Annotated in this window: 7 protein-coding genes; 6 read left to right on the forward strand and 1 reads right to left on the reverse strand. The window is 66.0% G+C overall.

Translation table 11 applies throughout. The features are described 5' to 3' along the window. The 5 genes from B3P22_RS08320 to B3P22_RS08340 all read left to right on the forward strand — a co-directional run. Positions 1-3,221 (forward strand): efflux RND transporter permease subunit (locus tag B3P22_RS08320; RefSeq protein ID WP_296270629.1); only part of this gene is annotated, 3,221 nt, incomplete at its 5' end. Then, the gene (locus B3P22_RS08325) at positions 3,218-6,310 is read left to right on the forward strand and encodes an efflux RND transporter permease subunit (RefSeq protein ID WP_296270630.1); all 3,093 of its coding nucleotides are present in this window, start codon (positions 3,218-3,220) and stop codon (positions 6,308-6,310) included. The genes B3P22_RS08320 and B3P22_RS08325, both read left to right, overlap by 4 nt. 85 nt (positions 6,311-6,395) lie before the next feature. After that, a complete protein-coding gene (locus B3P22_RS08330) occupies positions 6,396-9,500 on the forward strand; it encodes a multidrug efflux RND transporter permease subunit (protein WP_296270631.1) in 3,105 nt (1,034 codons plus the stop codon). Next, a complete protein-coding gene (locus tag B3P22_RS08335; RefSeq protein ID WP_296270632.1) occupies positions 9,497-10,975 on the forward strand; it encodes an efflux transporter outer membrane subunit in 1,479 nt (492 codons plus the stop codon). Before B3P22_RS08330 ends, B3P22_RS08335 begins: the two co-directional genes overlap by 4 nt. Positions 10,976-11,129: 154 nt before the next feature. Next, entirely contained in the window at positions 11,130-13,178 is a 2,049-nt protein-coding gene (locus B3P22_RS08340) for a putative bifunctional diguanylate cyclase/phosphodiesterase (RefSeq protein ID WP_296270633.1), read from the forward strand. Between the two features lie 24 nt (positions 13,179-13,202). On the opposite strand, the gene B3P22_RS08345 is transcribed toward B3P22_RS08340, so the two are convergent. Beyond that, a complete protein-coding gene (locus B3P22_RS08345; protein WP_197856500.1) occupies positions 13,203-14,210 on the reverse strand; it encodes a TRAP transporter substrate-binding protein in 1,008 nt (335 codons plus the stop codon). Positions 14,211-14,519: 309 nt separating this feature from the next. On the opposite strand from B3P22_RS08345, the gene tam reads away from it, so the two are divergent. Continuing rightward, positions 14,520-15,281: a trans-aconitate 2-methyltransferase gene (tam, locus tag B3P22_RS08350; protein WP_296270634.1), complete on the forward strand. Its 762-nt coding sequence runs from the start codon at positions 14,520-14,522 to the stop codon at positions 15,279-15,281. The last annotated feature ends 82 nt before the right edge of the window (positions 15,282-15,363 follow it).

The raw sequence follows: 15,363 nt of genomic DNA on the forward strand, positions 1-15,363 counted from the left end.
TCTTCATCCGCCGCCCCATCGCCACCTCGCTGCTGATGGTCGGGCTGATGCTGCTCGGCATCCTCGGCTACCAGCGCCTGCCGGTTTCGGCCCTGCCCGAGATCGAGGCACCCAGCCTGGTGGTCACCACGCAGTACCCCGGCGCCAGTGCGCAGACCATGGCCTCGCTGGTGACCACGCCGCTGGAGCGGCAGCTGGGCCAGATTTCCGGCCTGGACCTGATGACCTCCGACTCCTCGGCCGGCCTGTCCAGCATCGTGCTGCAGTTCTCGATGGAGCGCGACATCGACACCGCCGCGCAGGACGTGCAGGCGGCGATCCGCCAGGCCACCCTGCCCGGCTCGCTGCCGTACCAGCCGGTCTACAACCGGGTGAACCCGGCCGATGCGCCGATCCTGACCCTGAAGCTGGCCTCGGACACGCGCCCGCTGCGCGAGGTCAACGACCTGGCCGATTCGGTGCTGGCCCAGCGCCTGTCGCAGGTGGACGGCGTCGGCCTGGTGTCGATCGCCGGCAACGTGCGCCCGGCCGTGCGCATCCAGGCCAACCCGGCGCAGCTGGCCAACATGGGCATGACCCTGGAAGACCTGCGCAGCGCGCTGACCCAGGCCAACGTCAACGCACCCAAGGGCTCGCTCAACGGCAAGACCCAGAGCTACACGCTGTCCACCAACGACCAGCTCAGCGACGCGGCCGACTACAACGACATCATCGTGCGCTACCGCAACGGCGCGCCGGTGCGCCTGCGCGACGTGGCCAGCGTGGTCGACGGGGTGGAGAACGACCAGATCGCGGCCTGGGCCGACGGCAAGCCGGCGGTGCTGCTGGAAGTGCGCCGCCAGCCCGGCGCCAACATCGTCAAGACCGTACAGAACATCCGCCAGATCCTCCCCGGCCTGCAGGGCATGCTGCCGGCGGACGTGAAGCTGGACGTGTTCTCCGACCGCACCGTGACCATCCGCGCCTCGGTGCACGACGTGCAGTTCACCCTGGTGCTCACCATCTGCCTGGTGGTGGCGGTGATCTTCGTGTTCCTGCGCCGGCTGTGGGCCACGGTGATCCCGTCGGTGGCAGTGCCGCTGTCGCTGCTGGGCACCTTCGGGGTGATGGCCTTCGCCGGCATGTCGCTGGACAACCTTTCGCTGATGGCGCTGACCGTGGCCACCGGCTTCGTGGTCGACGATGCGATCGTGATGATCGAGAACATCGTGCGCTACATCGAGCAGGGCAAGGACGGCCAGGATGCCGCCGAGACCGGCGCGAAGGAGATCGGCTTCACCGTGCTGTCGCTGACGGTGTCGCTGATCGCGGTGTTCCTGCCGCTGATCCTGATGCCGGGCGTCACCGGCCGCCTGTTCCACGAGTTCGCCTGGGTGCTGTCGATCGCGGTGGCGATCTCGATGCTGATCTCGCTGACCCTCACCCCGATGATGTGCGCCTACCTGCTCAAGCCCGACGCGCTGCCCGAGGGCGACGATGCCCACGAGCGCGCCGCTGCGCAGGGCAAGGTGACGGCGTGGTCGCGGCTGGTTCACCTGTACGAATCCAGCCTGGACTGGGTGCTGCGCCACCAGCGCATGACCCTGGGCATCGCCCTGGGCTCGGTGGTGCTGACCGTGCTGCTGTACATCGCCATTCCCAAGGGCCTGCTGCCCGACCAGGACACCGGCATGGTCACCGGCGTGGTGATCGCCGACCAGAACGTGGCCTTCGAGCAGATGCAGCAGCGCACCCGGGCCGTGGCCGAGGCGTTGCGCCAGGACGAGGCGGTCACCGGCGTGGCCGCCTACATCGGCGCCGGCTCGATGAACCCCACGCTCAACCAGGGCCAGCTGAACATCGTGCTCAAGGATCGCGGCGAGCGCGGCAGCCTGGACACGATCCTGCCGCGGCTGCAGGCCGCCGCCGCGCACATCCCCGGCGTCGCGCTGTACCTCAAGCCGGTGCAGGACGTGACCCTGGACACGCGCGTGGCTGCCACCGCCTACCAGTTCTCGCTGTCGGACATGGACAGCCGGGAGCTGGCCGAGCAGGCCGCGCGCGTCACCGACGCGCTGCGCCGCCTGCCGGAGCTGGCCGACGTCGACAACAACCTGGCCGACCACGGCCGCGCCCTGCACGTGGAGGTGGACCGCGACAAGGCCAGCCGCTACGGCGTGCCGATGCAGACCATCGACGACACCCTGTACGACGCCTACGGCCAGCGCCAGATCTCCACCATCTTCACCCAGCTCAACCAGTACCGCGTGGTGCTGGAGGTGGCGCCGGAGTTCCGCACCGCCGACGCGCTGATGAACCAGCTGGCGATCGGCAGCAACGGCAGCGGCGCGCTGACCGGCAGCAATGCCACCACCTTGGGCCAGGTCAGCTCCAGCAACTCCTCCACCGCCACCGGCATCGGCAACAGCAACACCGGCATCGCGCTGGGCGCCGGCGGCAGCATCCCGCTGTCGGCCATCGCCACCGCCACCCCGGGGACCGCGCCGCTGATCGTCAGCCACCAGCAGCAGCTGCCGTCGGCGACGATCTCGTTCAACCTGGCCCCGGGCTACTCGCTGTCCGAAGGCGTGGCGGCGATCAACAAGGCCGTGGCAGCGCTGCAGCTGCCGTCGCAGACGCAGGCGCAGTTCGTCGGCACCGCCGCCGAGTTCTCCAGCAGCCAGACCGACGTGGTGTTGCTGCTGCTGGCCGCCATCGCGGTGATCTACATCGTGCTGGGCGTGCTCTACGAGAGCTGGATCCACCCGTTGACCATCATCTCCACCCTGCCCCCGGCCGGCGTCGGCGCGCTGCTGGCGTTGTACCTGTGCGGGATGAGCCTGTCGGTGGACGGCATCGTCGGCATCGTGCTGCTGATCGGCATCGTCAAGAAGAACGCGATCATGATGATCGACTTCGCGCTGGACGCGCAGCGTGCCGGCATGAACGCGTTCGACGCGATCCGCCGCGCCTGCCTGCTGCGCTTCCGCCCGATCATGATGACCACCGCCGCGGCCATGCTCGGCGCGCTGCCGCTGGCGCTGGGCACCGGCATCGGCTCGGAGCTGCGGCGCCCGCTGGGCGTGGCCATCGTCGGCGGCCTGCTGCTCTCGCAGCTGGTCACGCTGTACACCACGCCTGTGATCTACCTGTACTTCGAGCGGTTCTCCCAGTGGGCCGCGCGGCGCCGCGAGCGTCGCGCCGCCGCACGCCTGCAGGCGGCCGGCAAGCGCACGGCATGAACATCTCCGCGCCCTTCATCAAGCGCCCGATCGGCATCAGCCTGCTGGCCATCGGCCTGTTTTTCGCCGGGCTGCTGTGCTACCTGCGGCTGGGCGTTGCGGCGCTGCCGAACCTGTCGATCCCGGTGATCTTCGTGCAGGCCAGCAACATCGGCGCCGACGCCGACACCATGGCCGCCACCGTCACCGCGCCGCTGGAGCGCCACCTCGGCCAGGTACCGGGCATCAGCACCATGCGCTCGAGCAGCAGCGACGGCCGCAGCATGGTGTTCCTGATGTTCGACACCAGCCGCGACATCGACGCGGCGGCGCAGGACGTGCAGGCGGCGATCAATGCCGCCATGGCCGACCTGCCGGCCGGCATCAACACGCCCACCTACCAGAAGGCCAACCCCAACGACGACCCGGTGATCGCGCTGTCGCTGACCTCGGACACGCAGTCGGTCGCGCAGCTCTACAACCTGGCCGACTCGCTGCTGGCGCAACGCCTGCGGCAGCTGCCCGGGGTATCGCAGGTGGACATCGCCGGCGCCTCGACCCCGGCGGTGCGGGTGGACCTCAACCTGCGCGCGATGAACGCGCTGGGGCTGAGCCCGGACGACCTGCGCAACGCCATGCGCGCGGCCAACGTGGCCTCGCCGCTGGGCTTCCTCGACGACGGCCGCAGCCAGACCGCCATCGTCCTCAACGACCAGGTGCGCAAGGCGGCCGATTTCGCCAACATCGCCATCGCCAGCCACGACGGCGCGGTGGTGCGGCTGAAGGACATCGCCACCGTCTACGACGGCCAGCAGGACGCGTTCCAGGCGGCCTGGTTCAACGGCAGGCGCGGCGTGCTGATGTACGTGTACCTGCGCAGCGGCGCCAACCTGGTGGCGACCGTGGACCGGGTCAAGGCGGAGATGCCGGCACTGTCCAGCCATCTCGATGCCGGCACCACGCTCACCCCCTACTTCGACCGCACCCCGACCATCCGCGCGTCGCTGGCCGAGGTGCAGATCACCCTGATGATCAGCCTGGCGATGGTGGTGCTGACCATGGCGCTGTTCCTGCGCCGGCTGGCGCCGACGCTGATCGCCGCGGTCACCGTGCCGCTGTCGCTGGCCGGTGCGGCGGTGGTGATGATGACGCTGGGCTTCACCCTCAACAACCTGACCCTGCTGGCGCTGGTCATCGCCATCGGCTTCGTCGTCGACGACGCCATCGTGGTCATCGAGAACATCATGCGCCACCTGGACGCCGGCATGCCGCGCATGCAGGCGGCGATGGCCGGCGCGCGCGAGATCGGCTTCACCATCGTCTCCATCACCGCCTCGCTGGTGGCGGTGTTCCTGCCGATCATCTTCGCCCAGGGCATGCTCGGCGCGTTCTTCCGCGAGTTCACCCTGACCCTGGTGGCGGCGATCATGGTGTCGGCACTGGTGTCGCTGACCCTGACCCCGGCGCTGTGCGCGCGCTTCCTGCAGCCGCACGAGGCGCACGTGCGCGAGTCGCGCACCCACCGCCTGCTCGACCGCGTGCACGGCGGCATGCTGAAGGTGTACACGGTGGCGCTGGATTTCTCGCTGCGCCACGCGCTGCTGCTGGCGCTCACCCCGCTGCTGCTGATCGTGGCCACGTTCTACCTGGCCGGCGCGGTCGGCAAGGGCAACTTCCCCGAGCAGGACACCGGCCTGATCTGGGGCCGCGCCAGCTCCAGCGCCACGGTGTCCTTCAACGAGATGAGCCAGCGCCAGCGGCGCCTGAGCGACATGTTCCTGGCCGACCCGGCGGTGAAGATGGTCGGCTCGCGGCTGGGTTCCAGCCGCCAGGGCAGCAGCGCGCAGTTCAACATCGAGCTCAGGACGATGGCCGAGGGGCGGCGCGAGCCGACCAGCCTGGTCGTCGCCCGGCTCAGCGCCAAGGCGGCGCAGTTCCCGGACCTGGACGTGCGCCTGCGCGCCATCCAGGACCTGCCTTCCGACGGCGGCGGCGGGGGTGGCCAGGGCGCGCAGAACCGGGTCACCCTGCAGGGCAACGATGCCGCGCAGCTGGCCGAATGGCTGCCGAAGCTGGTCGAGGTGCTGAAGCAGAACCCGAAGCTGCGCGACGTCGGCTCGGACGTGGACAAGGGCGGGCTGATGCAGAAGATCGTCATCGACCGCGAGAAGGCCTCGCGCCTGGGCGTGAGCATCGGCGCCATCGACGGTGCGCTGTACGGCGCCTTCGGCCAGCGCCAGATCTCCACCATCTATGCCGATCTCAACCAGTACGGCGTGGTGGTGAACGCGCTGCCGGAACAGACCGGCAGTCCGGCGGCGATCGACGACGTGTACGTGGCCTCCAGCAGTGGCCAGATGATCCCGCTCACCGCCTTCGCCCACCAGGAACCCGGGCTGGCGCCGTCGCAGGTGACCCACCAGAACCAGTACACGGTGATGGACCTGAGCTACAACCTGGCGCCCGGCGTCAGCAGCGGCGAGGGCGATGCCATCGTCAAGGCCGCCATCGACGGCCTGCGCATGCCCGGCGACATCCGCCAGGCCGAACCCGGTGGCTTCCGCCAGGCACTGGACCCGGCCGCGATGCTGATGCTGATCATCGCCGCCATCGCCACGGTCTACATCGTGCTGGGCATGCTGTACGAGAACCTGGTGCACCCGGTGACGATCCTGTCCACCCTGCCGGCTGCCGGCATGGGCGCGCTGCTGGCGCTGTGGGTGACCAGCACCGACCTGTCGGTGATCTCGACCATCGCCCTGGTGCTGCTGATCGGCATCGTCAAGAAGAACGCGATCATGATGATCGACTTCGCCCTTGAGGCCGAGCGCAACCAGGGCATGGCGCCCGAGCCGGCGATCTACCAGGCGGCGTTGCTGCGTTTCCGGCCGATCCTGATGACCACCCTGGCGGCGTTGTTCGGCGCTATCCCGCTGATGCTCGCGTCGGGCTCGGGTGCCGAGCTGCGTCAGCCATTGGGGCTGGTGATGGTCGGCGGTCTGCTGGTCAGCCAGGTGCTGACGCTGTTCACCACGCCGGTGATCTACCTGTACTTCGATCGCCTGTCGCGGCGGGCGACGGGACGTAGCGCGGCAGGGGTGGCGGTATGAACGGCAATTACCGTGTAGGAGCGAACTTGTTCGCGATCCTTCCAGACCGTTTCGCGAATAAATTCGCTCCCACAGAGGGCGCGGCGTGAACCTCTCCGCCCCCTTTATCCGCCGGCCAGTGGCGACGCTGCTGCTGAGCCTGGCGATCATGCTGCTGGGCGGCGTCAGCTTCGGCCTGCTGCCGGTGTCGCCGTTGCCGAACATGGATTTCCCGGTGATCACCGTGCAGGCCAACCTGCCGGGTGCCAGTCCGCAGATCATGGCGTCGACGGTGGCCACCCCGCTGGAGCGCTCGCTGGGTAGCATCGCCGGCGTCAACCAGATGAACAGCAGCAGTAGCCAGGGCAGCACGCGGATCATGGTCGAGTTCGATCTCGACAAGGACATCAACACCGCGGCCCGCGAGGTGCAGGCGGCGATCAATGCCGCGCGCGAGTTGTTGCCCAGCGGCATGCGCACCATGCCCAGCTACCGCAAGATCAACCCCTCGCAAGCGCCGATCATGGTCATCTCGCTGACCAGCGATACCCTGAACAAGGGCCAGCTGTACGACGTGGCCTCAACCATCCTGGCGCAGAAGCTGTCGCAGGTCACCGGCGTGGGTGAGGTACAGGTCGGCGGCAGTTCGCTGCCAGCGGTGCGGGTGGCGCTGGAGCCGCGTCTGCTCGACCAGTACGGCATCGCACTGGACGAAGTGCGCCAGGCCATCGCCGCCAGCAATGCACTGAAACCCAAGGGCGCCGTGGAAGACCCGCAGCGCCGCTGGCAGGTGCAGGCCAGCGATCAGTTGGCCAAGGCCGCCGACTATATGCCGATGATCATTCGCTACCAGGACGGCGCCGCCGTGCGCCTGGGCGATGTGGCGACCGTGACCGATGGCGTCGAGAATCGCTACAACAGCGGTTTCTATAACGATAAAGAAGCGGTGCTGCTGGTGATCAACCGCCAGAGCGGGGCGAATATCCTGCAGACCATCCGCGACATTCGCGCCGAGCTGCCGGCGTTGCGCGAGGTGATGCCGGCCAGCGTCAAGCTGGAGGTGGCCATGGATCGCTCGCCGGTGATCCGCGCCACCCTGCATGAAGCCGAGCAGACCCTGCTGATCGCCGTGGGCCTGGTGATTCTGGTGGTGCTGGCCTTCCTCGGCCGATGGCGTGCGGCGCTGATTCCGGCGCTGGCGGTGCCGGTGTCGCTGATCGGCAGTTTCGCCGCCATGTATCTGCTGGGCTTCTCGCTGAACAACCTGTCGCTGATGGCGCTGATCATCGCCACCGGCCTGGTGGTGGACGACGCCATCGTGGTGCTGGAGAACATTTCGCGGCACATCCGCAATGGCGAACCTCCGCTGGAGGCGGCGCTCAAAGGCACGCGCGAAGTGGGCTTCACCCTGCTGTCGATGAACTTGTCGCTGGTCGCTGTGTTCATCTCCATCCTGTTCATGGGCGGCATCATCGAGCGCCTGTTCCGCGAGTTCTCCCTGACTCTGGCAGTGGCGGTGGTGATATCCCTGCTGGTGTCGCTGACGCTGACGCCGATGCTCTGTGCGCGCTGGCTCAAGCCCGAGCAAGAGCAATCGCGCAGCCGCCTGCAGCAATGGGGCGATCACGTGCAGGAGCGGGTGCTGGCCGTCTACGCGCGCAGCCTGGACTGGGCGCTGCGTCATGCGTTGCTGATGCTGCTGAGTTTTCTCGCCACCATCGCGCTTAATGTCTATCTGTTCGTCAGCGTGCCGAAAACCTTCATGCCGCAGCAGGACACCGGCCAGTTGATCGGTTTCATCCGCGGCGACGACGGCATGTCGTTCCAGGTCATGCAGCCGAAGATGGAGATCTTCCGCAACGCGGTGCTGGCCGATCCTGCGGTGGAAAGCGTGGCCGGTTTCATCGGCGGCAGCGGGGGCATCAACAACGCGTTCATGATCGTGCGCCTCAAGCCCATTGCCCAGCGCAGCGACTCGGCTCAGGACGTGATCAACCGCCTGCGCAACACGGTGCCCAAGGTGCCTGGCGGACGCATGTTCCTCATGCCGGACCAGGATCTGCAGATAGGCGGGCGCCAGGGGCGCAGCTCGGAAAACGAATACATGCTGCTGTCCGATGACCTCGATTCGTTACGCACCTGGCTGCCGAGGGTGCGCGAGGCGCTGCGCGCGCTGCCCGAACTGACCGGTATCGACGCGCGGGAAACCGAGGGCGCGCAGCAGATTCGCCTGGTAGTGGACCGCGAGACGGCACGCCGCCTGGGGGTGGACATGGACATGATCACCGCGGTGCTGAACAACGCCTTCAGCCAGCGCCAGGTCTCGACCATCTACCAGGCGCTGAACCAGTACAGCGTGGTGATGGAGATCAATCCCAGGTACGCCCAGCATCCCGAAGCGCTAGACCAGATCCAGTTGATCACCGACGATGGTGCGCGCGTGCCGCTTTCGGCCTTCGCCCGCTGGGAGCGCAGCCTGGAGAACGACCGGGTCAGCCACCAGGGCCAGTTCGCCGTGGAGAACATCGGCTTTTCCCTGGCCGAGGGCGTCAGCCTGGATCAGGCGACCCGGGCCATCGACGTGGCCATCGCCCAGCTCAACCTGCCGACCGAGGTGCAGGGCACGCTGGGTGGCACTGGCGCCGCCTTCCAGCAGACGCAGGACAACCAGCCGCTGATGATCCTGCTGGCGTTGGTGGTGGTGTACCTGGTGTTGGGCGTGCTCTACGAGAGTTACGTGCACCCGCTGACCATTCTTTCCACCTTGCCGTCTGCCGGGGTCGGTGCCTTGCTCGCGCTGCAGCTGGTAGGCATGGAATTCAGCCTGATCTCGCTGCTGGGCCTGTTCCTGCTGATCGGTATCGTCAAGAAGAACGCCATCCTCATGGTCGACCTGGCTCTGCAACTGGAGCGCGGTGAGCACCTGAGCCCGCAGGAATCCATCCGCCAGGCCTGCCTGTTACGTTTCCGCCCGATCATGATGACCACCCTGGCCGCGATTCTCGGCGCCTTGCCGCTGATGCTGGGCACCGCCGAAGGGTCGGAAATGCGTCAGCCGCTGGGCATCACCATCGTCGGTGGCCTGGTGCTGAGCCAGGTGCTGACGCTCTACACCACTCCGGTGATCTACCTCTACTTCGACCGCCTGCGTCATCGCGTCAACCGCTGGCGCGGCGTGCGCACCGATGCCTCGTTGGAAAATCCGCTATGAACCGAGCTCCTTTCGCCCAAACACTCGTCTCCCTGCTGCTGGCTGGCGCATTGGGGGGCTGCGCCCTGGGGCCGGACTATCAGCGGCCCGAGCTGACGGCGCCCGTGCAGTTCAAGCAGGTCGACGGCTGGAAGAGTGCGGCGCCGGCAGACGCGCTGGAGCGCGGCAACTGGTGGGCGCTGTATGGCGACGCCGAGCTCGATGCGCTGGTCGAGCGCCTGCAGGTCTCCAACCAGAACCTGGCAGCTGCCGAGGCGCAGTACCGCCAGGCGCGCGCGCTGGTACGCAGTGCGCGGGCCAGCTTCTACCCGACGCTGTCCGGCAACGCCGGCGTGTCACGGGCCGGGCAGGGTGGTGGCGACAGCACCATCCGCACCGCCGATGGCGTCACCGTCAGCGGCTCGGGTGCATCGCGGATTTCCAAGAGCTACGACCTCAGCCTCAACGCAGCCTGGGAGCTGGATATCTGGGGCAAGCTGCGCCGCGGCCTTGAAGCCAGTCGCGCCGAATTCGACGCCAGCGCCGCCGATCTCGCCGCAGCGCGTCTGAGCCTGCAGAGCGAACTGGTGCAGAACTATCTGCAACTGCGCATCCTCGATGAGCAGAAACGCCTGCTGGACGCTACCGTGGCGGCTTATGCGCGCTCGCTGCGTCTGACCGAAAATCAGTACCGCGCCGGCATCGTGCCCAGGTCCGATGTGTCCCAGGCCACCACGCAGCTCAAGAGCACCCAGGCGCAGGCCATCGACCTGCAATGGCAGCGCGCGCAACTCGAACATGCCATTGCCGTGTTGGTGGGCGTGAGTCCGGCCGAACTGTCCATCGCACCGCGCGAGAGCCTGCCGGCGCTGCCCGAAGTGCCCGTGGCGCTGCCTTCGCAGTTGCTCGAACGTCGTCCTGACGTTGCTGCCGCCGAACGTCGGGTGATGGCAGCCAACGCGCAGATCGGCATCGCCGAAGCGGCCTGGTTTCCCGATCTGACGATCTCGGCCACGGGTGGCTATCGCGGTAGCAGCTTCGCCGACTGGATCGAAGTGCCCAATCGTTTCTGGTCACTGGGCCCGCAGCTGGCCTTGAACCTGTTCGACGGTGGCGCGCGGAGTGCGGAGCTGGAGCGCAGCGAAGCCGCCTACGATCAGACCGTGGCGCAATACCGTCAGGCCGTGCTGGACAGCTTCCGTGAGGTGGAGGATTACCTGGTGCAGCTGCGCGTGCTGGAGCAGGAGAGCGGCGTACAGCAGGAGGCGCTGGACGCGGCGCGCGAGTCGCTGCGCCTGATCGAGAACCAGTACCGCGCCGGTACCGTCGATTTCAACAGCGTGGTCAACGTCCAGGCCACGGCGCTGAACAACGAGCGCAGCAACCTCACGCTGCTGGGCAGTCGCCTGACGGCCAGCGTGCAGCTGATCGCTGCGCTGGGTGGCGGCTGGCAGGTTGGGCAACTGCACGAGAGCGACGCTAGCCATGATCGGTAGGGCGATGCCTTGCCGGTCATATTCATAACCTGACCGGTGAGCTAAATTTTCCGCTAAGATTCGCAATCTAAATCTTAAGTGATCGCAACTGGCTATCAGGGATGTCAGGCGGATACGCCTTTCGGCCGTGCGTCTTTTTTGCGCAGAGTCCTCGATGCTGATTGGTAGTTACGATTCCGCCCTGGTTTTCCTCTCGCTGTGCGTGGCGATTCTCGCGTCTTACACCGCCCTCGACCTCGCGGGGCGTATCGCCAGTGCCAGTGGCAGGGCGCGCCTGTTATGGATCGGTGGCGGCTCGGTGGCCATGGGCATCGGCATCTGGTCCATGCATTTTGTGGGCATGCTCGCCTTCAGCCTGCCGATAGACCTTGGCTATGACCTGGCTATCACCCTGTTGTCGCTGGCCATCGCCATCCTTGCCTCGGGCTTCGCCCTGTGGCTGGTTAGCCAACCTGAGCTGCCTGCTTGGCATCTGGCGCTGGGCGCGCTAGCGATGGGCGCAGGCATCGGCTCGATGCACTACATTGGCATGGCTGCGCTGCGCATGCAGCCGGGCATCGTCTATGACCCGCTGCTGTTCGGCCTGTCGCTTCTGATCGCTGTGCTGGCCTCGGGGGCGGCGTTGTCGATCGCGTTCCGCTTGCGCCGTGATTCGTCCTATGTGCGCATACTGCGTGGCGGCGCGGCAGTGATCATGGGCATCGCCATCGTCGGTATGCACTTTACCGGCATGGCTGCGGCGAATTTTCCCGCGGGCAGCTACTGCGGGGCGGCCTTCAACGGCATGGACAGCGGCTGGCTGGCCGCCCTGGTGGTGATCGTCACCCTTGCCGTGCTGGCCATCGCGTTGCTCACCTCGATCCTCGACGCTAGGTTGGAGGCACGCACCGCGTTGCTCAGCCAGTCTCTGGCCAGGGCCAATGCCGAGCTGACCGAACTGGCACTACATGATGCGCTGACCAAGCTTCCTAATCGCCTGCTGCTGGAAGACCGCATTGGCCAAAGCATCCTCCAGACACAGCGCAACGGTGGGTGCTTTGCCTTGCTGTTCATGGACCTGGACGGTTTCAAACCGGTCAACGATGCGTTCGGTCACCATGTTGGCGATCAGTTGCTGGTAGCCGTGGCTCAACGTCTGCGTGCTCATCTGCGCGCCAACGACAGCCTGGCGCGCATCGGTGGCGATGAGTTCGTGCTGCTGGCCGATCTCCGCCATCGAGAAGACGCGGCAAACCTTGCCAGCCATGTGGTGGGGCTGCTCAACCAGGCCTTCGATGTCGACGGCCATGAATTGCGGGTTTCCACCAGCGTGGGCATCGCGTTGTTCCCTGGGGACGGTCTCGACCAGCAGGAGCTATTGATCAATGCCGACGCGGCGATGTATCACGCCAAGAACCTTGGCAAGAATGGCTACAGCTTCTTCGAGAGTTCGATGAACACCAATGCGCGGCAGCAATTGCAGCTGCTGCAGGACCTGCGTGTCGCCCTCGAGCGTGGTGAGCTGCGCTTGCACTACCAGCCCAAGTTCGCCAGCGACTCCGGCGGCATGCTGGGTGCCGAGGCCTTGTTGCGCTGGCAACACCCTACGCAGGGCATGCTGGCGCCGGTACGCTTCATCGGTCTGGCGGAGAAGACCGGTCTGATCATTCCGATCGGCGACTGGGTACTAGATGAAGCCTGTCGGCAGATGCGTTGCTGGTACGACCAGGGCCATCACCACTGGCGCGTGGCGGTGAATCTCTCTGCGCTGCAGTTCTGCCACGGCGAGTTGGTCGAAACCGTGCGCCGGACCCTGGCCAAACATGCGCTGCCGGCCAACTGCCTGACCTTGGAAATCACCGAAAGCACCGCCATGCATGACGTGGGCACCAGCCAGAAGATACTCGAACAGCTTGCCGAGATGGGCGTGGACATCGCCATTGACGACTTCGGTACCGGCTATTCCAGTCTGCTCTATCTCAAACGTTTGCCAGCCAACGAACTGAAGATCGACCGGGGCTTCGTGCGGGATCTGCAGCATGACGGCGACGACGCCGCCATCGTCTCCGCCATTGTCGCCCTGGGCCAAGCGCTGGACCTGCGCATCGTCGCCGAAGGCGTGGAAACGCCCGAGCAGCAGGCGTTTCTTACCGAGCTGGGTTGCGATTCGCTACAGGGCTTTTTGCTCGGCGTTCCACTGCCGGCCGAGCAAATTGCCAGTTGAACGATATCTGGCGGATTTCCGCCATCAATCGCGCTGCTTGCGATTAACGGTTTGTGCGGCCTTGACCACGTCGCTGCCGATCACCGATTCGAACTGTTGCCACACCGGGCGCATGGCGTCGCGCCAGGCTTCGCGCTCTTCGCTGCTGAGGGTGATCAACTGGCTGCGGCCCGAGTCGATGATGCGCTGGCGGTCGGCCTGGTTGGCGGCTTCGGCCTGCTTGTTCACCGCGTAGGTGACTTCATCGATGATGGCTTCCAACTCCACGCGCATCTGATGCGGGATGCCGTACCAGAAGCGTGAGTTGCTCACCAGCATGTAGTCCAGCACGCCATGGTTGGTTTCGCTGATGAAGGGCTGCACTTCGTGCAGTTTCTGGCTGTAGATGTTCGACCAGGGATTTTCCGCGCCCTGCACCTGGCCGCTCTGCAGCGCCTTGAACACTTCCGCGAAGGGTAGTTTCTGGGTGTTGGCGCCGACCTGGCGGAATTGCGCCTCCAGCACCGCCGATGGCTGGATGCGGAAGCTCAGGCCGTTGGCGTCGCCAGGCGTATGCAGCGCGCGGGTCGCCGACAGCTGCTTCATGCCGTTGTGCCAATAGGCCAGGCCGACGATGTTGTGATCTTCCATCGAGCGCAGCAGCTGCCGGCCCTTGGAACGTTTCTGGAAGCGGTTGACCGCCTCGATGTCATCGAACAGGAAGGGCAGGTCGAACACCTGCAGTTGCTTGGTGTACTGCTCGAACTTGGCCAGCGAGGGCGCCAGCAGCTGTACTTCGTTGTTGCGCAGCGCTTCGAGCTCGTTGGCGTCGCCGTAGAGGCTGGAGTTCGGGTAGACCTCGACCTTCACCTTGCCGCCCAGACGTTCTTCCACCAGTTGTTTGAACATCAACGCGCCTTGGCCTTTGGGGGTGCCATCGGCGACGACGTGGGAGAATTTGATCAGGATAGGTTCATCGGCCAGTGCCGTGGCGGCACCGAAAGAGGCTAACGCCAGGGCGCAAGCGGCCAGGGCGCGGACTGGATTGAACATACTGCTTCCTTTTCTTCTTATCGGTTGCGGTGCCTTGGCAGGCGCCTCGTGTTGGTCGCTCCGCTGTTCTGTCGGGGATAGGCAGCACCCCGGACAGCTCCGAGCTGGGTCTTGCATGGCAAGGGTTATGCCATTGTGGCGATTTTCCGCCAGCCTGCTTGGGTCGTTAAAAAGCATGTGATCTGGCGCACAGCGGGTGGCGGATAACCGCCATATGCAGGCGGGCGGGGAGCGGAAAGTTGCCGGTGCGCAGGCTGCCTGTCGGCGCCTGTTATGCTGTGCCGATCGTCTTAACCCAGGAGTGCTCCGATGAGTTGGTCCGCTCAGCAGTATTCCCTGTTCGAACGCCAGCGTACCCGCCCGGTGCATGACCTGCTGGCGGCGATACCTCGCGATGGTATCGAGCTGGCCGTCGATCTGGGCTGCGGCCCCGGCAATTCCACTGGCGTATTGCAGGCGCATGCGCCACAAGCGCGAGTGATCGGTATCGACAGCAGCGAAGATATGTTGCGTGCGGCGCGTGAGCGCTTGCCACAGGTCAGCTTCCAGCTGGCAGATATCCAGCACTGGCAGGCCGAGCGCGCGCCGCACCTGATCCTGGCCAACGCCTCGCTGCAATGGTTGGACGATCACGCGCAGCTGTACCCGAGATTGCTGGCACAGTTGGCGCCCGGCGGCTGGTTGGCGATCCAGACGCCGGACAACCTGCATGAGCCGGCGCATCGTCTGGCCCGTGAAATTGCGGCCGATGGGCCCTGGGCTGCACGTATCGGTGAGGTGCGTCATGCCGAGCGGCACAGTGCGCAGACCTATTACGACATCCTCGGCGCGCATGCCAGCGAGCTGGACATCTGGCGCACGACCTATTTCCATGTGCTGGACGATGCCGCGGCGGTGGTGGAGTGGTTCAAGTCCACGGCGCTATTGCCGTTCCTGCAGCCGCTGGAGGCTGAGCAGCAGGTGGCATTCCTTGAGCGCTATCAGGCAGCGATCGCCGAGGCCTATCCGGCGCAGGCTGATGGCCGGGTGTTGTTGCCGTTTCCACGGCTGTTCCTGGTTGCTCGGCGCTAGCGCAGCAAGCTGTCGCGGCTAAAGCCCCTCCCACAGGTTTGTGGCAACCGGTGGGAGGGGCTTAGCCGCGATCCTTAAACGA

Origin of the sequence: Pseudomonas sp. UBA6323, assembly GCF_002439135.1 — a bacterium.
In the GTDB taxonomy this organism is placed as follows: Bacteria; Pseudomonadota; Gammaproteobacteria; order Pseudomonadales; family Pseudomonadaceae; genus Aquipseudomonas.

What these genes read in the sequence shown, in the direction of transcription:
- tam (WP_296270634.1), top strand. Translation starts at nt 14,520, where the DNA reads ATGAGTTGGTCCGCTCAGCAGTATTCCCTGTTCGAACGCCAGCGTACC.
- B3P22_RS08340 (WP_296270633.1), top strand. Translation starts at nt 11,130, where the DNA reads ATGCTGATTGGTAGTTACGATTCCGCCCTGGTTTTCCTCTCGCTGTGC.
- B3P22_RS08345 (WP_197856500.1), bottom strand. Translation starts at nt 14,210, where the DNA reads ATGTTCAATCCAGTCCGCGCCCTGGCCGCTTGCGCCCTGGCGTTAGCC.
- B3P22_RS08325 (WP_296270630.1), top strand. Translation starts at nt 3,218, where the DNA reads ATGAACATCTCCGCGCCCTTCATCAAGCGCCCGATCGGCATCAGCCTG.
- B3P22_RS08335 (WP_296270632.1), top strand. Translation starts at nt 9,497, where the DNA reads ATGAACCGAGCTCCTTTCGCCCAAACACTCGTCTCCCTGCTGCTGGCT.